This window comes from Pseudomonas putida (assembly GCA_029953615.1).
Lineage (GTDB): Bacteria > Pseudomonadota > Gammaproteobacteria > Pseudomonadales > Pseudomonadaceae > Aquipseudomonas.
The window spans coordinates 1,456,155-1,476,932 of sequence record CP124529.1 but is presented as its reverse complement, the minus strand read 5'-3'; the positions used below and the strand labels follow the sequence as shown (position 1 = coordinate 1,476,932).

Here is a 20,778-nt window from a genome sequence, read left to right as displayed (position 1 = left end):
AATCCATAGGGTTCGCCAAGAGGTTGAATTTGTTGGGCTTTTGTTTTGGGGGCCTGTGCCCGCGAAGAGGCCGGTAATGCCTCAGCGCAAATCAGCCTCTGGCACCGTGGTCCGCTGCGCAATCGCCTCGGGCCGCCACTGCTTGCGGGCCACAGCCAGCACTTCGGCTGGCGTTGCCAGCAGCAACTCGGGGTTTGCTTCTTGCCCCAGCGCCCGCAGAGCCCGCAGCAACAGCGGCGTCGCCTGGTCCGCCTGCAGCGGCGGCGAGCGGTACGATTTGCCCAGTTTGTGTCCGTCCGGCTGCACGATCAGCGGAATATGCAGGTAACGCGGCTGAGAGAAGCCCAGCAGCTCTTGCAGGTACAGCTGGCGCGGGGTGTTGTCGAGCAGGTCGGCGCCCCGCACGATATCGGTAACACCTTGCCAGGCATCGTCCAGCACCACTGCCAGCTGGTAGGCATAAAGCCCGTCGCGGCGCTGGATGACGAAATCGCCCACCTCACGACCCAGGTGTTGCTGGAAATCGCCCTGCACCCGGTCGCTAAAGCGGTAGATCAGCTCTGGCACCCGCAGGCGGATCGCCGCACCTTCACGCGCATGCCGGGCATTGCGGCAAAGGCCCGGGTAGATGCCGTTGTAACCCTCAAGCTGCTTGCGCGAGCAGGTGCAGGCGTAGGCCAGGCCCATGTTGAACAGGCGGTCGACCACTGTGGCATAGGCATCGTGCCGCTGGCTCTGGAACACCACTTCACCGTCCCACTCCAGGCCGTAGCGCTCCAGGGTCTGCAGGATCGCATCGCGAGCACCGGGCATTTCCCGAGGCGGATCGGTGTCTTCCATGCGCAGCAGCCAGCGGCCGTTCACGGCGCGGGCATCGAGCCAGGAGGCGAGGGCGGCGACCAGCGAGCCGAAGTGCAGGAAGCCGCTGGGGGTGGGGGCGAAACGCCCGATGTAGCTTGAGTCGGTCATGTTCAGGCTGGGCATATAAATGAAACGGGGCGCATGATGCGCCCCGTTCTGGTGGAAAGAAAGATCAGCCTTTGCCGACCGTCTTTTCCTTTTTCTCGGCGATTTCCTTGCAGTCGAAGCACAGGTCGGCGGTAGGGCGGGCCTCCAGGCGACGCAGGCCGATCTCGATGCCGCACGATTCGCACCAGCCGTACTCGTCAGCCTTGATCTTGTCGAGGGTCTTGTCGATTTTCTTGATCAGCTTGCGCTCGCGATCGCGGTTGCGCAGCTCAAGGGCGAATTCTTCTTCCTGGCTGGCGCGGTCGGCCGGGTCGGGGAAGTTGGCTGCCTCGTCCTTCATGTGGTCCACAGTGCGGTCGACACTGTTCATCAGCTCTTGTTTCCAGGCGCCGAGAAGCTTGGTGAAGTGCTTTTTCATGGGCTCGCCCATGTACTCTTCACCTTTGGTTTCTACGTAGGGCTCGACACCGTACATGGTCTGGGCTTTTTGCTTTTCTACGGTGGACATGAATAGACCGCCTCTCACTCATCTGATCCAATGCGCAGGCTGCTCCATCTCCGGCACCCGCCGGCCCTGCGACTGCGAGCCGCCGAACTTACCAGATAGATCGGGGGTGCGCTACCCCGCCCGATCTCGGTAATTGACAGCGGCGCGAGCCGCACGTTCGGTGGCGTGCAGAGGTAGAATCTCCAGTTTAGACCCAATTGAGAGAAGGTCATGGCCCACCCCTACAGTGCGCGCAGCCGCGCCATCGAACCCTTCCACGTCATGGCGCTGCTGGCCCGGGCCAACGAGTTGCAGGCGGCCGGACACGACGTGGTCCATCTGGAAATCGGCGAGCCGGACTTCACCACGGCCGCGCCCATCGTTGCTGCCGGCCAGGCGGCACTGGCCGCCGGGCATACCCGCTACACCGCTGCACGCGGCCTGCCGGCGTTGCGCGAAGCCATTGCCGGTTTCTACGGCCAGCGTTACGGCCTGAGTGTCGACCCAGAGCGCATTCTCATCACCCCGGGTGGCTCCGGTGCGCTGCTGCTGGCCAGCAGCCTGCTGGTCGACCCTGGCAAGCACTGGCTGCTGGCCGACCCGGGCTACCCGTGCAACCGCCACTTCCTGCGCCTGGTCGAGGGCGGGGCGCAGCTGGTGCCGGTGGGCCCGGAGGTGAATTACCAGCTGACCGCCGACCTTGTCGACCGCTACTGGGACAAGGACACGGTCGGTGCCCTGGTCGCCTCGCCAGCCAACCCGACTGGCACCGTGCTGGGGCGTGACGAGCTGGCCGGCCTGTCCCGCGCCACCCGCGAGCGGCATGGCCACCTGGTGGTGGACGAGATCTACCACGGGCTGACGTATGGCATGGACGCACCCAGCGTGCTGGAAGTGGACGACTCGGCCTTCGTACTGAATAGTTTTTCCAAGTATTTCGGCATGACCGGTTGGCGCCTTGGCTGGTTGGTGGCGCCACCTGGGTGCGGTGGCCGACCTTGAGAAGCTGGCACAGAACCTGTACATCAGCGCGCCAAGCATGGCCCAGCATGCCGCGCTGGCGTGTTTCCAACCCGAGACCCTGGCCATTTTCGAGGAGCGCCGCGCCGAGTTCGCCCGCCGCCGCGACTACCTGTTGCCCGCCCTGCGCGAACTGGGCTTCCGCATTGCCGTCGAACCGCAGGGGGCGTTCTACCTGTATGCCGACATCAGTGCCTTTGGCGGTGACGCCTTCGCCTTCTGCCGACACTTCCTGGAGACCGAACACCTGGCTTTCACCCCGGGCCTGGACTTCGGCCGCCATCTGGCCGGGCACCATGTGCGCTTTGCCTACACCCAGAGCCTGCCGCGCCTGGAAGAAGCGGTGCAGCGCATTGCCCGCGGCCTGCGGAGCTGGCAAGGCTGATGCAGTTCTTTCCCGCACTTGAACAGGGCCGCCTGCTGCGCCGCTACAAACGCTTTCTGGCGGATATCGAACTGCCTGGCGGCGAACAACTGACCATTCACTGCCCGAACACCGGCTCCATGCTCAACTGCATGCGTGAAGGCGGACAGGTGTGGTTTAGCCGCTCCAGCGACCCCAAGCGCAAGCTTCCGGGCACCTGGGAAATCAGCGAAACCCCGCAAGGGCGGCTAGCCTGCGTGAATACCGGGCGGGCCAATACACTGGTCGAAGAGGCCCTGCGTGCCGGTATCATCGCCGAACTGGCCGGCTTCAGCGCGCTAAGGCGGGAAGTGGCCTACGGCGAGGAAGGCAGCCGCATCGACTTTCGCCTGGAGTTCGGTGCTGCCCCGGCCTATGTCGAGGTCAAGAGCGTGACGCTGGGCTACCCCGACAGCACGGTCGCGGCCTTCCCTGATGCGGTGACCCAGCGCGGTGCCAAGCACCTGCGCGAATTGGCGAAGCTGGCCAGGCGAGGCGTGCGGGCGGTGCAGTTGTATTGCGTGAACCTGACCGGTATCGACGCGGTGCGCCCGGCCGAGGAGATCGATGCGGTCTATGCCCAGGCCCTGCGCGCGGCGGTGGCGGAGGGGGTGGAGGTGCTGGCCTACGGCACACGCCTGGATGCCGAAGGCATCGTCATCGACCGCCGCCTGCCGGTGCTGCTTACCCCTTGAACCAGATGCCCTGGCTGTCTTCGTGGCAGCCCAGGGCCTGCAGTTGCTCGCCCTCGCACGGCCCGGCCACGCATTCGCCACTTTCGATCAGGAACAGCGCGCCATGATGGGCGCAGTGGATCAGGCTGGCGCTGTCATCGAGAAACGCATCTTCCGCCCAGTTCAGCGGGATGCCACGGTGCGGGCAACGGTTGCTGTAGAGGTACACCTGGCCCTGGCGGCGCACGCCGAACAGTTCGATGCCGTCTACGCTGAAGGCGCGGCTTTGGCCTTCGGCCAGGTCGCGGGAAGTACAAAGGAAGTGCATGGCAAGGACGACTCGTTAAACACGTGGTGGCTTGACGCTTCAATGCGAATAATTATCAAATTGCCCGCATTCGCTGCGCCCGGCTGCTTATGGTGCGCAGTTCCGTCGCCCGCCACAAGGCGCGCGGCCCGCCAGCAGAAGGAACCCGATGATGCGCCGTCCCGTCGCCTTGCTTGCCCTGTGCGCAAGCCTTGTGTTCTCCAGCCAGGCCTTGGCGGCCGAAACGCCGCAGCGTTGGGTCAGCGCGGGTGGCGCACTGAGCGAATGGATCAGCGCGTTGGGCGGTGAAGCGCGACTGGTGGGGGTGGACACTACCAGCCAGCATCCGTCATCACTGAAGTCACTGCCCAGCGTCGGCTACCAGCGGCAGCTGTCGGCGGAAGGCGTTCTCAGCCTGCGCCCGGATGTGCTGGTGGGCACCGAGGAAATGGGCCCGCCACCGGTACTGGCACAGATCCGCAAGGCTGGCGTGCGGGTCGAGCTGTTCTCCAGCAAGGCCGAGTTGGCGGCGGTGGATGAAAACCTCAAGCATCTGGGGCAATTGCTGGGCGCAGAACAGCAGGCTGCAACGTTGGTGTCGGGCTACCACCAGCAGCTTGATGCCTTGCAGGCCAAGGTCAGGCAGGCCCAGGCCGGGCAAAAGGCGCCAGGGGTGTTGCTGTTGGTCGGGCATGCCGGGGCCAAGCCGCTGATTGCCGGGCAGGGCACCGTCGGTGATTGGCTGCTGAGCCAGGCAGGCGGGCGCAACCTGGCGGCACATCAGGGCTACAAGAATTTCTCCAGCGAAGCACTGGCGGCGCTGGATCCGGATGTGATCGTGTTCTCCGACCGGGCGCTGGCCGATGAGCAGGCCTTGCAGGCATTGTTGAAAGAAAACCCCGCGCTGGCGGCCTCCCGCGCCGTGCGCGAGCAGCGCCTGGTATCGCTTGACCCGACACTGCTGGTCGGCGGGCTCGGGCCACGCCTGCCGGCAACCCTGCATTCGCTGGCAGCTACCTTCTACCCGGCGGCCAAGGCCAGCCTCGCCCAATGAAGCAGCGGGTCCAGCCACGCACGCTGTTCATTTGCCTGAGCCTGTTGTGCCTGTTGGCGGTGTGGTTGTCATTGGCTCTGGGGCCCGTCAGCCTGCCGCTGTTCGATACCCTGCGGGCCGGCCTGCGCCTGCTGGGGCTCCCCATTGCGGCTGATGGTTTGCAGCAGGCCGAGATGATCCTCGGCCAGATCCGCCTGCCGCGCACCTTGCTGGGGCTGGCGGTGGGCGCGGTGCTGGCATTGTCCGGTGTGGCCATGCAGGGGCTGTTCCGTAACCCGCTGGCCGACCCCGGGCTGGTAGGGGTGGCGGCCGGGGCGGCGGTGGGCGCGGCAGTGGCCATCGTTGGCGGCAGTTGGCTGGGCGGTTTGCCGGAGGTGCTTGCCCCGTACCTGTTGTCGCTGTGTGCTTTCTTCGGCGGGCTGGGCGTGACTGCGCTGGTTTATCGCCTGGGCCGGTGCGATGGCCAGACCAACGTCGCCACGATGCTGCTGGCCGGTGTGGCCATGACCGCGCTGGGCGGTGCTGTCGTGGGGCTGTTCTCCTACCTGGCCGACGACGCCACCCTGCGCACGCTGACCTTCTGGAACCTGGGCAGCCTCAATGGTGCCAGTTACCAGCGGCTGTGGCCGTTGCTGCTGGTGGCCGCGGGCGTGGCAGTATGGCTGCCACGTCGGGCCATGGCCTTGAATGCCATGCTGCTGGGTGAGTCGGAGGCCCGCCACCTGGGCATTGACGTGGAGCGACTCAAGCGCGAGCTGGTGTTCTGCACGGCGCTGGGCGTTGGAGCGGCGGTCGCGGCAGCCGGGCTGATCGGCTTCATCGGCCTGGTGGTGCCGCACCTGGTGCGCCTGTTGGCCGGGCCTGATCACCGTGTGGTGCTGCCCGCTTCGCTGTTGGCCGGCGGCGTGCTGATGCTGTTCGCCGATTTGGCTGCGCGGCTGCTGCTGGCGCCTGCCGAGCTGCCGATTGGCATCGTCACGGCCTTTATCGGTGCACCGTTCTTCCTGTTCCTGCTGATACGAGGACGCAGCTGATGTTGCAAGCCGAGGGCCTGTACTTGCAGCGGGGCAGCAACGAAGTGCTGCATGACATTCATCTGCAACTGAGCCCGGGGCAGGTGGTAGGCGTGCTCGGCCCCAACGGTGCCGGCAAGAGCAGCCTGCTGGGTGTGTTGTGTGGTGAGCTGGCGCCTGATCGGGGGCGGGTGACGCTGCAGGGTCGGGCACTGGCCGACTGGGCCGGGCAGGAACGGGCCAGGCGCCTGGCGGTGCTGCCGCAGGTGTCCAGCCTGGGGTTCCCGTTCCGGGTCGAGGAGGTGGTGAGCATGGGGCGCATGCCCCACGGCACTGGGCAGCGGCGCGATGCGGAGATCGTCGAAGCGGCCTTGCGGGCGGCGGATGCCTGGCACCTGGTGGCGCGCAGTTACCTGGCGTTGTCGGGCGGCGAGCGGCAACGGGTGCACCTGGCTCGGGTGCTGGCGCAGCTGTGGCCGGGCGAGGCGGGTACCACGCTGCTGCTCGACGAGCCAACCTCGATGCTCGACCCGTTGCACCAGCACACCACCCTGGAGGCCGTGCGCCGTTTTGCCGAGCGTGGCGCCGCAGTGTTGGTGATCCTGCATGACCTGAACCTGGCGGCGCGCTACTGTGACCGTATCCTGCTGCTGGAACAGGGGCGCTGCCATGCCTTTGCAGCACCCGAAGCAGTGCTGACGCCGGCGGCGTTGAAGGCGGTATACGGGATCGACGTACTGGTACAGGCGCACCCGGAGCGCGGGCATCCGCTGATCATCACCCGCTAACGCTGGCGCGATCTTTGTAGGAGCGGCCTGTGCAGGCCATGAATGGAGGTACTGCCCATGCGTCATCCGCTGCTGTCCGCCTTCTTGCTGTGCCTGATGCTGGAACTGGGTGGCTGCCAGGCCAGCCTGCCGCCGCTGCCCGCCTGGCAGAGCAGTGAGGGGCGCAGCCATGCCGAGCTGGGGCAGATCGTCGATCTGGCCAATGGTCAGCTGATCAGCCCTGAGGCAACTGGTGCAGCACCTTTCTGCCGCCCGCCGGGTGCTGGTCGGCGAGAAACACGACAACCCCGACCATCACGCACTGCAGCTGTGGCTGCTGCGCGCCCTGCAAGGCCAACGTGAACAGGGCAGCCTGCTGTTGGAAATGCTGCAGCCCGAGCAGCAGCCGCTGCTGGACAAGCTTGCGGAGCAACCTTTGCCGACAGACCTGCCCAAAGCCCTGGCCTGGCAGGAAGGCTGGGATTGGCAGTTGTACGGGCCCATCGTGGCTGAGGCCTTGCGGCAGCGGGTGCCTTTGCTGGCCGCCAACCTCTCACCCGACGAGATGCGCCAGGCCTATCGCCAGCCGGCTTCGTTGCCAGGCGACCGGTCCAATGCGCCGGCGGTCAAGGCCGCCTTGCTGGAGCAGGTGCGTGCCGGGCATTGCGGGATGCTGCCGGAAAGCCAGTTGCCGGCGATGCTGGCCGTGCAACAGCGGCGCGACCGGCGCATGGCCGAGCGCTTGCTGGCGGCGCCGCAGCCGGCACTACTGCTGGCCGGGGCTTATCACGTGCGCAAGGACCTGGGTGTGCCATTGCACCTTGCTGATCTGCGAGCAGGGGGGGAGAGCAAGGTATTGCTGCTGGCCGAGGTGGGTGAGCAGATCAAGGTGGGCGAGGCTGACTATGTCTGGTACACGGCAGCGATGCCAGAGCAGGACTATTGCGCGCAACTGCGATGACCGGGCGGCGAAAGAAAAAAAGACCCGGCAGATTGCCGGGTCAATAACCGTGATTAGCCTGATGAGGAGATAATCTGAGAGTCCGAACCAGGGGCTCTTAGCTTATCCAACCAGTCTCGCGACCAGTTGTGATAATCATAACGATTCTCATTACGGCGTCAATCCCTTTCCCGTGACTATTTCTATTTTTTTTGCGCGGGGCTTTTCGCATCCAGTTGTTGGTTGAGCGCTTCTTTGCGCTCGAGCGGCAAATCGTTCCAGTGCATGTCCAGCAGGGCGCCTTCAATGGCATACAACAGCACCTTCGATGCGCGGAACCCTCGCGTCTTCACCGCCTGGTACGCACCCACCGCGCCCAGGCGGCGCAGATCCGATGCGCTGTGGATGCCGGCTGCATGCAGCCACTGCGCAGAGGTCTTGCCAAGGTTCTTCAGATGCTGCAATTCATCGTTCATCGAGCCTCCTTGCGATGGCTGAACGGGGATTGGGGGATAAATCGCGAGCAGGTCAGAGAGGAGTGTAGCGGGGGTTGGGAAATGCGCGGCCTTTTGCCATGGGGGGCGACGAGATGTCCTTTGCCGGCCTCTTCGCGGGTAAACCCGCTCCCACACGGTTATCTGCAAGCCTCACGACTGACGCAGTACCTGTGGGAGCGGGTTCACCCGCGAATAGGCCGGCCCAGGAAAACGCTGACCTTACAGCCCAGGCAAGCGCTGGCGGATCTGCTCGATCACCTGGTCCATGCTACCGGCACTCTGGGTATCGACGCGGGTGCTCTGCACCAGTATCCTCTGTATCCAGCGGCTCACGGCTGGCCTGCTGGGCCTTGACCACTTCCAGGGTGGCATCCGACGGGTCGGTGTTTTCTGCCTGGCGCTGCTCCAGCCAGCTGGCGATGACCGCATCCGGCGCATGGCAGTCGAGGATCAGGAACGGCACCCCGGTCTGGCTGGCGATGTCTGCCGCGGCCTGGCGCTGCTCACGTTTGAGGTAGGTGGCATCCAGCACCACCGGGAAGCCGGCGCGCAGCACGGTCGCCGCCACCTCGTGCAGGCGCTGGTACGTCGCGGCACTGGCATCCTGGTCATAGATGCCGGTACTCAACTGGCCGGCGCTAGCCTGCTGCTGTTCGCCGAACAGGCGTTTGCGCTCCACGTCCGAACGCACGCGGACGGCACCCAGGGCCTCGACCATGCGCATGGCCACGTGGCTTTTGCCCACGGCCGAAACACCGTGGGTGATGGCCAGCAGGCGCGACGGAATGGCGCTGTAGCTTTCTGCCAGGTTGGCATAGTTGCGATAGGTGCGCAGGGTGGTGGCGCGCTGCACGCCATCGGCATCGGCTGGCATGCTGAACAATGCCACCTTGGCCCGCACCAGCGCGCGATAGGCTTTGTAGAAGTTGAGCAGTTCCAGGCCTTCGTAGTCGCCGGTCAGTTCCAGGTACTGGCTGATGAAGCGCCGGGCCAGGCATTTCAGGCCGCGGTCTTCCAGGTCCATGGCCAGGAAGGCGGTATCGGCATACACGTCGGTCAGGCGGAACGGTTCGTTGAACTCGATGCAGTCGAAGATTACCACCTTGCCGTCGATCAGGGTGGCGTTGCCCAGGTGGATATCACCGTGGCATTCACGGATGAAACCACTGGCCTTGCGCTTTTCCAGCAGGCCATGCAGGCGCTCGAAGCTGCTGCGTGCCCAGGCCTGCAGGGCGTCGAGTTGCTGCAGGTCGGCCTTGTCGCTGAGGAACGGACGAATCTGCTCGAAGTTCTGCTCCACTGGTGCCATCACGCTTTCCGGTGTGCCCAGTGGGTGCTCCACCGGTACACGCGGCGCCTGCAGGTGGAACTCGGCGATCTGCCGGGCCATCTGGTCGATGTGCGCGGCGTTCAGTTCGCCGTTGGCCTGCAGGGTGTTGAGCATCTGCCCCTGGGGGAACTGGCGCATCTTCAGCGCGTATTCGATGGCTGGGCCTTCACCCGCGATCTGCGGTGCGTCGACGCTGCCGGTGATCGGCAACACTTCCAGGTACAAGCCGTTGGTCAGGCGCTGGTTCAGGCGCAATTCTTCGTTACAGAAATGCTGGCGCTGGTCCAGGCCGGTGAAGTCGAGGAAACCGAAGTTCATCGGTTTCTTGATCTTGTAGGCATACTCGCCGGTGAGCAGGACCCAGGAGATATGCGTCTCGATGAGCTGGAACCCATCCACGGGGTGAGGGTACAGGGCTGGGTTCTGCAACGCAGTGATAAGGGCTTGGCTCACGGGAAATCCTTCCGGGGGCAGGGAATTCGAATGCGCCATTATGGTCAATGGTGCCGTCCCTGCCTACCGCCTGGGGCGCCTGCCCTGCCTTTATAAAGTGCGTATAATCCGCCGCCATGACCCGAACCCGAAATCCCCGTACCCCTCAGAAACGCCCGACCGGCCGCTCCCGCGCCTGGCTGGGCTGGGCTTTGAAGCTCAGCCTGGTCGGCCTGGTGATCGTCGCCGGCTTCGCGGTTTACCTCGATGCAGTCGTCCAGGAGAAGTTCTCCGGCAAGCGCTGGACCATCCCGGCCAAGGTGTATGCCCGGCCGCTGGAGCTGTTCAGCGGCCAGAAACTGAGCAAGAACGACTTTCTTACCGAGCTGGACGCGCTCGGCTACCGGCGTGAAAGCGCGGCCAACGGCCCGGGCGCGGCGGCAGTCAACGGCAATACTGTCGAGCTCAATACCCGTGGCTTCCAGTTCTACGAGGGCATGGAGCCCGCGCAGTTCGTGCGCGTGCGCTTCTCCGGCGATTACGTGGCGGGCCTTTCCGGTGCCAACGGCAAAACGCTGGACGTAGTGCGCCTGGAGCCGCTGATGATCGGCGGCATCTACCCGAAAAACCTCGAAGACCGCATTCTGATCAAGATCGACCAGGTGCCGCCGTACCTGCTCGAAACTCTGGTGGCGACGGAAGACCGCGATTTCTACAGCCACTTCGGGGTGTCACCCAAGTCCATCGCCCGGGCGATGTGGGTCAACACTTCGGCAGGTTCCATGCGCCAGGGTGGCAGTACCCTGACCCAGCAGCTGGTGAAGAATTTCTATCTCACCAGCGAGCGCAGCCTCAGCCGCAAGCTGACCGAGGCGATGATGGCCGTGCTGCTGGAGCTGCACTACGACAAGCGCGAGATCCTCGAGGCCTACCTCAACGAGGTGTTCGTTGGTCAGGATGGCCAGCGTGCGGTGCACGGCTTCGGTCTTGCCAGCCAGTTCTTCTTCAGCCAACCGCTGTCGGAGCTGAAACTGCACCAGATCGCCTTGCTGGTGGGGATGGTCAAGGGGCCTTCCTACTACAACCCGCGGCGCTACCCCGATCGCGCCCTGGCCCGTCGCAACCTGGTGCTCGACCTGGTGGCCGAGCAGGGCGTGGCCAGCCAGGCAGAAGTCGATGCCGCGAAGAAAATGCCGCTGGGCGTGACCAAGCGTGGCAGCCTCGCCGACAGCTCGTTCCCGGCGTTCCTCGACCTGGTCAAGCGTCAGCTGCGCCAGGACTACCGCGACGAAGACTTGACCGAAGAAGGCCTGCGCATCTTCACCAGCTTCGACCCGATCCTGCAGATGAAGGCCGAGACCTCGATGAGCGAGACCTTCAAGCGCCTGGCGGGTCGCAAGGGGGCTGACGAGGTGGAGTCGGCGATGGTCGTGACCAACCCGGAAACCGGTGAAGTGCAGGCGCTGATCGGCAGCCGCCAGGCCGGCTTCGCCGGCTTCAACCGCGCCATCGATGCCGTGCGGCCGATCGGTTCGCTGGTCAAGCCGGCGGTATACCTGACTGCGCTGGAGCAACCGAGCAAGTACACCCTGACCAGCTGGGTGCAGGACGAGCCGTTCTCGGTCAAAGGGGCTGATGGCCAGGTCTGGCGCCCGCAAAACTATGACCGCCGCCCGCATGGCACCATCTACCTGTACCAGGGCCTGGCCAACTCCTACAACCTGTCGACTGCCAAGATCGGCCTGGAAGTGGGTGTGCCCAACGTGATCAAGACCATCGGCCGGCTGGGCGTGAATGTTGACTGGCCGGCGTTCCCGGCCATGTTGCTGGGGGCCGGCGGCATGTCGCCGATGCAGGTCGCGACCATGTACCAGACCATCGCCAATGGCGGCTTCAACACCCCGATGCGCGGTATCCGCAGCGTGCTCACCGCCGAGGGCGAGCCGCTCAAGCGCTACCCGTTCCAGATCCAGCAAACCTTCGATCCGGGGGCCATCTACCTGGTGCAGAACGCCATGCAGCGGGTGATGCGCGAGGGCACCGGCCGCTCGGTATACAACACCTTGCCGCGCAACCTTACCCTGGCGGGCAAGACCGGTACCAGTAACGATTCGCGCGACAGCTGGTTCTCCGGCTTCAGCCAGGACCTGCTGGCTGTGGTGTGGATGGGCCGTGACGATAACGGCAAAACGCCATTTACCGGCGCCACCGGGGCCCTGCAGGTGTGGACCAGCTTCATGAACAAAGCCGACCCGCTACCACTGGACATGCCACAACCGGACAATGTGGTGCAGGCCTGGATCGACCCGTACAGTGGCCATGGGTCTGATGGCAGCTGTCCGGGAGCGGTGCAGATGCCGTATATTCGCGGCAGTGAACCGCCCGCCGGCGCGACCTGTGGCGGCGAGCAGGATCCAGTTGAATCGGTCATGGACTGGGTCAAGGGCTGGATGAATTAAGCACAGGCTGCATTGATGAGGTGTGACGTGAACAAGTGGCTGTTTCCTGCCGTGACGGCGCTGGCAGTGCTCCAGGGGTGCGCCAGCGTCCCGCGCGGCAATATTCCGGTGGTCGACTCGAGCACCCGCGTGTCCAACAGCGAACGCGTGACGGCCAACCGCTCTGCGGTAGGCTATAACGCGGGCACCGCGCAGGCGCAAACGCTGCCTGAGGACTCCGGCGTCACCGTGATGATCCCGCAGGGCGCTGGCGCTTCGGGCATCCAGACGTTCCCGGCGGCCAATGGTGCGGCGCCGATCAGCACCTCGCCGATTACCCCAGGGCCGATCAGCACAGGGCCAGTCAGTTCGGCACCGATGACCACCAACCCTAACCCGATCGCCGACGAACCCTTCGATATTGCGGCGATGAACAGCGCCTCGCAAAGCACCAGCGCGCCAACCGGTATCCCGCGTAGCAGCGCTGCTGCAGGTGGCCTGTCGGCCGATGAGCAACTGGACGGCCCGGTGCTGGCGCTGTTGACCACCGCGAAAACGCAGCAGGGCAGTGGCGACTTCAACGGTGCCGCGTCGAGCCTGGAGCGTGCCCAGCGCATTGCCCCGCGCGAGCCGCAGGTGCTGTACCGCCTGGCCCAGGTGCGCCTGTCGCAAGGTGATGCGCCGCAGGCCGAGCAGCTGGCGCGTCGCGCCCTGACTTACGCTAACGGCCGCCCGAGCCTGCAGGCCGAGCTGTGGAACACCATCGCCCAGGCCCGCGAGAAGCAAGGTGACAGCGCAGGCGCCGCACTGGCCCGGCAAAAGGCCCGGGTCAATTCGTGATGATCGAGCAGCGCATTCTGGATATTGCCGACCACCTGATGCTGATTGAGCGTGAACTGCAGGTGCAAGGCTGGTGGGATGACGAGCCACCAAGCGATGAGGCACTGGCCAGCACGGTGCCTTTCGCGGTCGATACCCTCAGTTTCGAGCAGTGGCTGCAATGGATCTTCCTGCCGCGCATGAAGATCATCATCGAGCTGGGCCACCCGCTGCCCAATGCTTCCGGCATTCTGGTCATGGCCGAAACCGTGTTTACCGACCGGCCGGAGCAAAGTCGTGAGCTACGCCGCCTGTTGGCAGCATTTGACCAATTGATTGCTCCTTCCGCCTGATTTCTTCAGTTTTTCCCTTGAGGGCCGCAGATTGTGGCCCTTTTTTATGGAAATCTTATTAATTCTGCTGCTGAAGCGATTTTTAGTGGTGGCAGGAATTCATCTTCGGGAAAAATTGGCAATAATTTTTCTTGACTTGTTGGCGCCGAATCAGAAGAATCCAATCTCCGCTGTAGAGGGACTGCCAGAAGCAGACCCGCTAAGCAGATCATGAGGCGCACACCCGCGCCGACCTGTTACACCCCGCAACGCGTTACCTCGCGCTGGGTGGGATATCCCCGCAACACTCAGGGGCGCTCCCAATACTTGCTCAGTCAGTGCTGACGTTCGCTCATGCTCTGCTTGGCAGTAAACCTATTAAGACCCGTCCAGTGAGGGCGGTATTCTGGCGTTTTAGAGGTGAACAACGTGGAGCTTTTATCTGGCGCTGAGATGGTCGTCCGCTTCTTGCGTGACGAAGGCGTTAAGCACATCTACGGGTACCCTGGTGGTGCTCTCCTGCATGTTTACGACGCGCTGTTCAAGGAACCGGAAGTCGAGCACATCCTGGTTCGTCATGAGCAGGCGGCTACCCATATGGCGGACGGCTACGCCCGCGCCACCGGCAAGGCCGGCGTGGTGCTGGTAACCTCCGGCCCCGGCGCGACCAATGCCATTACCGGTATTGCCACTGCCTACATGGATTCGATTCCGATGGTCATCCTGTCCGGCCAGGTGCCCAGCACCATGGTGGGCACCGATGCCTTCCAGGAAACCGACATGATCGGTATTTCGCGGCCGATCGTGAAGCACAGCTTCATGATCAAACACGCCAGCGAAATCCCCGAAGTTCTGAAAAAAGCATTCTACCTGGCGCAATCCGGTCGCCCAGGTCCGGTCGTGGTCGACATTCCAAAAGATATGACCAACCCGGCCGAGAAGTTCGAATACGTCTACCCGAAAAAGGTCAAGCTGCGCTCCTACAGCCCGGCAGTACGCGGCCACTCCGGCCAGATCCGCAAGGCGGCCGAGATGCTGCTGGCGGCCAAGCGCCCGATCGTCTACTCCGGTGGCGGCGTGATCCTCGGCGGTGGCTCCGAAGCCCTGACTGAAATCGCCAAGTCGCTGAACCTGCCAGTCACCAATACCCTGATGGGTCTGGGTGGCTTCCCGGGTACCGACCGTCAGTTCCTCGGCATGCTGGGCATGCACGGCAGCTTCACTGCCAACATGGCCATGCACCATGCCGACGTCATCTTCGCCGTCGGTGCCCGCTTTGACGACCGTGTGGTCAACGGCCCGGCCAAGTTCTGCCCGAACGCCAAGATAATCCACATCGACATCGACCCGGCGTCGATCTCCAAGATGATCAAGGCTGACGTGCCAATCGTCGGGCCGGTCGACAGCGTGCTCAGCGAAATGCTCGGCATCCTCAAGGAAATCGGCGAGCAGCCTGACAAGGCGGCGCTGGATGCCTGGTGGAAGCAGATCGACGAATGGCGTGGCGATGGCGAGCTGTTCCCCTACGACAAGGGCGACGGCAATGTCATCAAGCCGCAGAAAGTCATCGAGACCTTGTGCGAAGTGACCAATGGCGATGCCTTCGTCACCTCCGACGTGGGTCAGCACCAGATGTTCGCTGCGCAGTACTACCGCTTCAACAAGCCGAACCGCTGGATCAACTCCGGTGGCCTGGGCACCATGGGCTTCGGCTTCCCGGCGGCGATGGGCGTCAAGCTCAACTTCCCGGACCAGGACGTGGCCTGTGTGACTGGCGAAGGCAGCATCCAGATGAACATCCAGGAGCTGTCCACCTGCATGCAGTACGGCCTGCCGGTGAAGATCGTCAACCTGAACAACGGTGTGCTGGGCATGGTTCGCCAGTGGCAGGACATGGCCTACAACGGTCGTCACTCGCACTCGTACGTCGAGTCGCTGCCTGACTTCATCAAGCTGGCCGAGGCCTATGGCCATGTGGGTATCCGCATCACCAGCCTGAAGGACCTCAAGCCGAAGCTGGAAGAAGCGTTTGCGATGAAGGACCGTCTGGTGTTCATCGACATCGCGGTTGACCGCAGCGAGCACGTCTATCCGATGCAGATCAAGGATGGCTCGATGCGTGACATGTGGCTGAGCAAGACGGAGCGTACCTGATATGCGGCACATCATTTCCCTGCTGCTGGAAAACGAACCCGGTGCTCTGTCCCGTGTGGTCGGCCTGTTCTCCCAGCGTAACTACAACATTGAAAGCCTGACCGTGGCGCCGACCGAAGACCCGACCCTGTCGCGTCTGACGCTGACCACCGTTGGCCATGACGAAGTGATCGAACAGATCACCAAGAACCTGAACAAGCTGGTCGAAGTGGTCAAGCTCGTCGACCTGTCGGAAAGCGCTCACATCGAGCGTGAACTGATGCTGGTCAAGGTCAAGGCCACCGGTGCCCAGCGCGCCGAGATCAAGCGCACCACGGATATCTTCCGTGGCCAGATCGTCGATGTGACCGCCAGCGTGTACACCGTACAGCTGAGCGGCACCAGCGACAAACTGGACAGCTTCATCCAGGCGATCGGCACTGCATCGATTCTCGAAACCGTGCGCAGCGGCGTTACCGGCATTGCCCGTGGCGACAAAGTGCTCAGCATCTAAATTCAAAAATTAGCGATGGCTCCGCAGGGGCCGAGATATAACCAGGGGTATTTTCATGAAAGTTTTCTACGATAAAGACTGCGACCTTTCCATCATCCAGGGTAAGAAAGTCGCCATCATCGGTTACGGTTCCCAGGGCCACGCTCAGGCGTGCAACCTGAAGGACTCCGGTGTAGATGTCACCATCGGTCTGCGTAAAGGTTCGGCCACCGTCGCCAAGGCAGAAGCCCACGGCCTGAAAGTGACCGACGTTGCCTCTGCCGTCGCTGCTGCCGACCTGGTCATGATCCTGACTCCGGACGAGTTCCAGGGCCAGCTGTACAAGCAGGAAATCGAGCCGAACATCAAGAAGGGCGCTACCCTGGCCTTCTCCCACGGTTTCGCGATCCACTACAACCAGGTTGTTCCGCGTGCCGACCTCGACGTGATCATGATCGCGCCGAAAGCCCCGGGCCACACTGTGCGTTCCGAGTTCGTCAAGGGCGGCGGTATCCCTGACCTGATCGCCATCTACCAGGACGCTTCGGGCAATGCCAAGAACGTTGCACTGTCGTACGCTTCGGGCGTAGGCGGTGGCCGTACCGGTATCATCGAAACCACCTTCAAGGACGAAACTGAAACCGACCTGTTCGGTGAGCAGGCCGTTCTGTGCGGCGGTACCGTCGAGCTGGTCAAGGCCGGTTTCGAAACTCTGGTCGAAGCGGGCTACGCGCCGGAAATGGCCTACTTCGAGTGCCTGCACGAGCTGAAGCTGATCGTTGACCTCATGTACGAAGGCGGCATCGCCAACATGAACTACTCGATCTCCAACAACGCCGAGTACGGTGAGTACGTAACCGGTCCGGAAGTCATCAACGAAGAATCCCGCAAGGCCATGCGCAACGCCCTGAAGCGCATCCAGGACGGCGAGTACGCGAAGATGTTCATCTCCGAAGGTGCTACCAACTACCCATCGATGACCGCCAAGCGCCGCAACAACGCCGCTCACGGCATCGAAATCATCGGCGAGCAACTGCGCTCGATGATGCCGTGGATCTCGGCTAACAAAATCGTCGACAAGACCAAGAACTAAGTCTTGTCGAAAGATGAAAAACGCGGCTTCGGCCGCGTTTTTTCGTTCTGACAGTCAGCTTCTGGTATAAAGCAGACCAGTGGCCTGCCGTCAGAACGTGTTTCGCAGGCCCGTGTCGAACATTTTCCATCCTGTTGCAAGGTACCCTCCATGAGCGAACGTCCCGAAGAGCCGAACAAGCCCTCCGACGCCGAAAGCCTGCTACCTGTCGATGAGCACGTTGAAGAAGGGCATGACGCCGAAGGGCGCAAGGTGCGCCACCGTGGCATCTACCTGCTGCCCAACCTGTTTACCACCGCCAACCTGTTTGCCGGTTTCTATTCCATCATCAGCTCGATGAGCGCGCAGAGCGCCCTGAGTGCCGGTGACCCGCGCGAGGCGAGCAAGTACTTTGCCTTCGCTGCCATCGCCATCTTCGTGGCCATGGTGCTCGACGGCCTCGATGGCCGTGTTGCGCGCATGACCAACACCCAGAGCGCCTTTGGTGCCGAGTACGACTCGCTGTCGGACATGGTCGCCTTCGGTGTGGCGCCGGCCTTGCTGGCCTTTGGCTGGGCGCTGGGTGACATGGGCAAGGTCGGCTGGATGGTCGCCTTCATCTACGTGGCCGGTGCAGCACTGCGCCTGGCACGTTTCAATACCCAGGTTGGCACCGCCGACAAGCGCTATTTCATCGGCCTTGCCAGCCCGGCTGCCGCGGGCGTGGTCGCGGGTACCGTGTGGGCATTCAGCGACTACGGCATCCAGGGCTCCAAGCTGTCGTTCCTGGTGGCGCTGCTGGTGGCAGCTGCGGGCATGCTGATGGTCAGCAATATCAAGTACAACAGCTTCAAGGAGCTGGACCTCAAGGGCCGTGTTCCCTTCGTGGCGATCCTGGCCGTGGTGCTGGTGTTTGCCGTGGTGTTCAGCGACCCGCCGCGTATCCTGCTGCTGATCTTCCTCGCCTATGCGGCTTCGGGGCCGATCCAGTTCCTGCTGAAGGCGCGTCGTCGCAAAGCGTGACAATCATTTAATGCTGGAATAACCCGCCGGCTCCATAGTCTTACTGGTACATCCGTTATCCAGTGCTGTGGAGCCGCTCATGCTCATCAAGCTACCCAGGTCTTCCGAATGCAAGGCGTCGGAGATCACCCCCGAAGGCATCTACCTTTCCCGTCGTACCCTGCTGGGTGGCTCGTTGTCCGGCCTGGCCTTGGGTGCCTTGCCGAGCATGGCGCGCGCAGATGAAGCCAGCCGTTACGCCGATGTCGAGGCGGGCAGGGCGCCTGGCTGGTTCAGTGAAAAGCTCGCGGCCACCCGATGGCAGGCAGTAACGGTCAAGGGAGAGTCAATTACGCCGTTCAAGGATGCCACCCACTACAACAACTTCTACGAGTTCGGGCCCGACAAGGGTGACCCGGCGGCCAATGGCGACAGCCTGAAAACCGAACCGTGGAGCGTTGTAGTCGATGGCGAAGTAGGTAAGCCCGGGCGCTATGCACTGGAAGATTTCGTCAAGCCGTATCAGCTTGAGGAGCGCATCTACCGGCTGCGTTGCGTCGAGGCGTGGTCGATGGTCATTCCGTGGCTGGGCTTCCCGTTGGCGCAGGTGCTCGAGCAGGTCGAGCCGACTTCCAGGGCACGCTACGTGCGTTTCGAAACCCTGAAAGACCCGGAACATATGCCGGGGCAGCGTTCGGGATTCGCCTTGATCGACTGGCCTTATAGAGAAGGCTTGCGTCTGGATGAGGCGATGCATCCTTTGGCGATCCTGGCGGTCGGCATGTATGGCCGGGAGCTGCCCAGCCAGAATGGCGCGCCGTTGCGGCTGGTGGTGCCGTGGAAGTATGGCTTCAAGAGCATCAAGTCGATCGTGCGTATCAGCCTGGTGGCCGAGCAACCGGGCACCACCTGGGAAGGGCTGGCGCCGGATGAATATGGGTTCTATGCCAATGTGAACCCTACGGTCGACCATCCCCGTTGGAGCCAGGCCCGCGAACGGCGGCTGCCCAGCGGGCTGTTCAGCCCCAATGTGCGGGAAACCCAGATGTTCAATGGCTATGCCGATGAAGTGGCGTCGCTGTATACCGGGCTCGATCTGCGGAAGAACTACTGATGCGTTACCCCTGGTTGCGTCTGGCCATCTTTGCCGTCGGCAGCGTGTTCCCGGTGTGGTGGTTGTATGAGGCGGCGATGAATCTGCTGGGGCCTGATCCCGGAAAGATCATGATGGATCGCCTTGGGCTCGGGGCGCTGACCTTCCTGCTGGTTACCTTGAGCATGACGCCACTGCAGAAACTGACGGGGTGGTCGGGCTGGATCGTGGTACGCCGGCAGCTGGGGTTGTGGGTGTTTGCCTACATCGTGCTGCATATCCTGGCTTATCTGTTCTTTATTCTTGGGCTGGATTGGGGGCAGTTGGCGGTGGAGTTGCGCAAGCGGCCTTACATTATTGTGGGGGCGCTTGGGTTTCTCGGGTTGTTGGTGCTGGCGGTTACCTCGAATCGGTATAGCCAGCGGCGGCTGGGGGCGAGGTGGAAGAAGCTGCACCGGTTGGTGTACGGGGTGCTCGGGTTGGGATTGCTGCATTTTTTGTGGATCGTGCGCTCGGACCTGCGGGAGTGGGCGATTTATGCGGTTATTGGGGTTGTGCTGATGGTGTTGAGGGTTCCTGCTGTTGCTCGGGCTCTTCCTCGGATTGCTCGGAGGCAGGGGAGGGCGGTTTGAGTGCGGGGTTGGGCTGCTGGGGGCCTGTCTTGGGATGGCATTGTCTTTAAGAGGTGTCCGCTTTGGGTTCTCTGGCGCCTACAAGATCGAGCGCCGCCCGCGCGGCGCATCGCCGGCAAGCCGGCTCCCACATCTGTTTCGGGCCAGTCTCTCCTGTGATTTCACCGCTGCCCGCCTTGTTTGTTCCCTTCGATATTGAAGGTGTCGCCTGTGCTTTTCTGCGATTTCCAGCCATGCGCCCAGGGTGCGAGCGGGGAGGAGGCAGGAGTAACTGGCCCGAAACAGATGTGGGAGCCGGCTTGCCGGCGATGCGCCGCGCGGGCGGCGCTCGATCTCACAGGCGCTGAAGGTGTCGTGGCGAGCACCTGGCGGCCTTGATAAGGTCTTCGCCTGGAATATTTCAAATAAATGAAATTAACCCTTGACCGCCCTCCGAATCCCCTTATAATGCGCCCCACTTCCAGCGACGCCGGAACGACAAACTCCTTGAGATTCAATGAGTTAGATAGTCAAGGCGAAGTTGTAAGGGCTACGATCAGATGGTCGACAGCGGTTGAAATGGTGGTTGACAGCTCTTCTAAACGCTGTATGATTCGCCTCCCGCTACGAGAGATCGCAGCGAGTCAAGTGTTTGAAGCTAAACGAGTTTCTCGCAAAAAAATTCAAAATAAACGCTTGACAGCAAATGAGGAAAGCGTAGAATGCGCGCCTCGGTTGAGACGAAAAGCTCTTAACCAAACGCTCTTTAACAAATCGAATCAAGCAATTCGTGTGGGTGCTTGTGAGTACGGACTGATAGTCACAAAGATTATCAGCATCACAAGTGGCCATGCGAGAAATCACATAGTCATTTGAGGTTGCTGAGCCAAGT

General features: G+C 62.7%; 17 protein-coding genes and 3 pseudogenes. 15 read left to right on the top strand and 5 right to left on the bottom strand.

Annotated elements, in window-relative coordinates:
* Window positions 1–81 precede the first annotated feature (81 nt).
* Together gluQRS and dksA are read right to left on the bottom strand one after the other, a co-directional pair.
* Entirely contained in the window at window positions 82–969 is an 888-nt protein-coding gene (gluQRS, locus tag QIY50_06780; protein ID WGV21905.1) for a tRNA glutamyl-Q(34) synthetase GluQRS, read from the bottom strand.
* A gap of 64 nt (window positions 970–1,033) precedes the next feature.
* Window positions 1,034–1,477, bottom strand: coding sequence for an RNA polymerase-binding protein DksA (dksA, locus tag QIY50_06775; GenBank protein WGV21904.1), 444 nt, complete (start codon window positions 1,475–1,477; stop codon window positions 1,034–1,036).
* A 210-nt stretch (window positions 1,478–1,687) separates the two neighbouring features.
* Here dksA and QIY50_06770 point away from each other — a divergent pair.
* Window positions 1,688–2,861, top strand: a pseudogene (locus QIY50_06770) (pyridoxal phosphate-dependent aminotransferase).
* Window positions 2,861–3,574: a DNA/RNA nuclease SfsA gene (gene sfsA / locus QIY50_06765; protein WGV21903.1), complete on the top strand. Its 714-nt coding sequence runs from the start codon at window positions 2,861–2,863 to the stop codon at window positions 3,572–3,574. The pseudogene QIY50_06770 and the gene sfsA overlap by 1 nt, the downstream one beginning before the upstream one ends.
* Here sfsA and QIY50_06760 read toward each other — a convergent pair.
* Entirely contained in the window at window positions 3,564–3,881 is a 318-nt protein-coding gene (locus QIY50_06760; protein WGV21902.1) for a Rieske (2Fe-2S) protein, read from the bottom strand. The genes sfsA and QIY50_06760 overlap by 11 nt on opposite strands.
* Window positions 3,882–4,029: 148 nt before the next feature.
* On the opposite strand from QIY50_06760, the gene QIY50_06755 reads away from it, so the two are divergent.
* The 4 genes and pseudogenes from QIY50_06755 to QIY50_06740 all read left to right on the top strand — a co-directional run bounded on the left by QIY50_06755 (window position 4,030) and on the right by QIY50_06740 (window position 7,655).
* Complete coding sequence (locus tag QIY50_06755) at window positions 4,030–4,914, top strand: ABC transporter substrate-binding protein (GenBank protein ID WGV21901.1); 885 nt, start codon at window positions 4,030–4,032, stop codon at window positions 4,912–4,914.
* A gap of 50 nt (window positions 4,915–4,964) precedes the next feature.
* Window positions 4,965–5,948, top strand: coding sequence for an iron ABC transporter permease (locus tag QIY50_06750; protein ID WGV23014.1), 984 nt, complete (start codon window positions 4,965–4,967; stop codon window positions 5,946–5,948).
* Entirely contained in the window at window positions 5,948–6,715 is a 768-nt protein-coding gene (locus QIY50_06745; protein ID WGV21900.1) for a heme ABC transporter ATP-binding protein, read from the top strand. Before QIY50_06750 ends, QIY50_06745 begins: the two co-directional genes overlap by 1 nt.
* 57 nt (window positions 6,716–6,772) lie before the next feature.
* A pseudogene (locus QIY50_06740) lies at window positions 6,773–7,655 on the top strand (ChaN family lipoprotein).
* Window positions 7,656–7,837: 182 nt separating this feature from the next.
* On the opposite strand, the gene QIY50_06735 reads toward QIY50_06740, so the two are convergent.
* Together QIY50_06735 and QIY50_06730 are read right to left on the bottom strand one after the other, a co-directional pair.
* On the bottom strand, window positions 7,838–8,110 hold the full coding sequence (locus QIY50_06735; GenBank protein ID WGV21899.1) for a TfoX/Sxy family protein: 273 nt from the start codon (window positions 8,108–8,110) through the stop codon (window positions 7,838–7,840).
* A gap of 240 nt (window positions 8,111–8,350) precedes the next feature.
* Window positions 8,351–9,914 (bottom strand): annotated as a pseudogene (locus tag QIY50_06730) (AAA family ATPase).
* Between the two features lie 116 nt (window positions 9,915–10,030).
* Between QIY50_06730 and mrcB the strand changes: the two are divergent.
* The 9 genes from mrcB to msrQ all read left to right on the top strand — a co-directional run bounded on the left by mrcB (window position 10,031) and on the right by msrQ (window position 19,907).
* The gene (gene mrcB / locus QIY50_06725) at window positions 10,031–12,352 is read left to right on the top strand and encodes a penicillin-binding protein 1B (GenBank protein ID WGV21898.1); all 2,322 of its coding nucleotides are present in this window, start codon (window positions 10,031–10,033) and stop codon (window positions 12,350–12,352) included.
* A 15-nt stretch (window positions 12,353–12,367) separates the two neighbouring features.
* Complete coding sequence (locus QIY50_06720) at window positions 12,368–13,171, top strand: hypothetical protein (GenBank protein WGV21897.1); 804 nt, start codon at window positions 12,368–12,370, stop codon at window positions 13,169–13,171.
* Complete coding sequence (locus QIY50_06715; GenBank protein WGV21896.1) at window positions 13,171–13,503, top strand: YqcC family protein; 333 nt, start codon at window positions 13,171–13,173, stop codon at window positions 13,501–13,503. The genes QIY50_06720 and QIY50_06715 overlap by 1 nt, the downstream gene beginning before the upstream one ends.
* 408 nt (window positions 13,504–13,911) lie before the next feature.
* Window positions 13,912–15,636 (top strand): acetolactate synthase 3 large subunit, encoded by a 1,725-nt coding sequence (locus QIY50_06710; GenBank protein WGV21895.1) that lies wholly within the window; start codon window positions 13,912–13,914, stop codon window positions 15,634–15,636.
* Between the two features lies 1 nt (window position 15,637).
* Window positions 15,638–16,129 (top strand): acetolactate synthase small subunit, encoded by a 492-nt coding sequence (gene ilvN, locus QIY50_06705; GenBank protein WGV21894.1) that lies wholly within the window; start codon window positions 15,638–15,640, stop codon window positions 16,127–16,129.
* Between the two features lie 55 nt (window positions 16,130–16,184).
* Window positions 16,185–17,201: a ketol-acid reductoisomerase gene (gene ilvC, locus QIY50_06700; protein ID WGV21893.1), complete on the top strand. Its 1,017-nt coding sequence runs from the start codon at window positions 16,185–16,187 to the stop codon at window positions 17,199–17,201.
* 150 nt (window positions 17,202–17,351) lie between these two features.
* On the top strand, window positions 17,352–18,203 hold the full coding sequence (pssA, locus tag QIY50_06695; GenBank protein WGV21892.1) for a CDP-diacylglycerol--serine O-phosphatidyltransferase: 852 nt from the start codon (window positions 17,352–17,354) through the stop codon (window positions 18,201–18,203).
* Between the two features lie 79 nt (window positions 18,204–18,282).
* Window positions 18,283–19,296 carry a protein-methionine-sulfoxide reductase catalytic subunit MsrP gene (gene msrP / locus QIY50_06690; GenBank protein WGV21891.1) on the top strand — a complete coding sequence of 338 codons (1,014 nt, stop codon included), beginning with the start codon at window positions 18,283–18,285 and terminating at the stop codon, window positions 19,294–19,296.
* The gene (gene msrQ, locus QIY50_06685) at window positions 19,296–19,907 is read left to right on the top strand and encodes a protein-methionine-sulfoxide reductase heme-binding subunit MsrQ (protein ID WGV21890.1); all 612 of its coding nucleotides are present in this window, start codon (window positions 19,296–19,298) and stop codon (window positions 19,905–19,907) included. The genes msrP and msrQ overlap by 1 nt, the downstream gene beginning before the upstream one ends.
* The last annotated feature ends 871 nt before the right edge of the window (window positions 19,908–20,778 follow it).

What these genes read in the sequence shown, in the direction of transcription:
- gluQRS (WGV21905.1), bottom strand. Translation starts at nt 969, where the DNA reads ATGACCGACTCAAGCTACATCGGGCGTTTCGCCCCCACCCCCAGCGGC.
- dksA (WGV21904.1), bottom strand. Translation starts at nt 1,477, where the DNA reads ATGTCCACCGTAGAAAAGCAAAAAGCCCAGACCATGTACGGTGTCGAG.
- sfsA (WGV21903.1), top strand. Translation starts at nt 2,861, where the DNA reads ATGCAGTTCTTTCCCGCACTTGAACAGGGCCGCCTGCTGCGCCGCTAC.
- QIY50_06760 (WGV21902.1), bottom strand. Translation starts at nt 3,881, where the DNA reads ATGCACTTCCTTTGTACTTCCCGCGACCTGGCCGAAGGCCAAAGCCGC.
- QIY50_06755 (WGV21901.1), top strand. Translation starts at nt 4,030, where the DNA reads ATGATGCGCCGTCCCGTCGCCTTGCTTGCCCTGTGCGCAAGCCTTGTG.
- QIY50_06745 (WGV21900.1), top strand. Translation starts at nt 5,948, where the DNA reads ATGTTGCAAGCCGAGGGCCTGTACTTGCAGCGGGGCAGCAACGAAGTG.
- QIY50_06735 (WGV21899.1), bottom strand. Translation starts at nt 8,110, where the DNA reads ATGAACGATGAATTGCAGCATCTGAAGAACCTTGGCAAGACCTCTGCG.
- mrcB (WGV21898.1), top strand. Translation starts at nt 10,031, where the DNA reads ATGACCCGAACCCGAAATCCCCGTACCCCTCAGAAACGCCCGACCGGC.
- QIY50_06720 (WGV21897.1), top strand. Translation starts at nt 12,368, where the DNA reads ATGAGGTGTGACGTGAACAAGTGGCTGTTTCCTGCCGTGACGGCGCTG.
- QIY50_06715 (WGV21896.1), top strand. Translation starts at nt 13,171, where the DNA reads ATGATCGAGCAGCGCATTCTGGATATTGCCGACCACCTGATGCTGATT.
- ilvN (WGV21894.1), top strand. Translation starts at nt 15,638, where the DNA reads ATGCGGCACATCATTTCCCTGCTGCTGGAAAACGAACCCGGTGCTCTG.
- ilvC (WGV21893.1), top strand. Translation starts at nt 16,185, where the DNA reads ATGAAAGTTTTCTACGATAAAGACTGCGACCTTTCCATCATCCAGGGT.
- pssA (WGV21892.1), top strand. Translation starts at nt 17,352, where the DNA reads ATGAGCGAACGTCCCGAAGAGCCGAACAAGCCCTCCGACGCCGAAAGC.
- msrP (WGV21891.1), top strand. Translation starts at nt 18,283, where the DNA reads ATGCTCATCAAGCTACCCAGGTCTTCCGAATGCAAGGCGTCGGAGATC.
- msrQ (WGV21890.1), top strand. Translation starts at nt 19,296, where the DNA reads ATGCGTTACCCCTGGTTGCGTCTGGCCATCTTTGCCGTCGGCAGCGTG.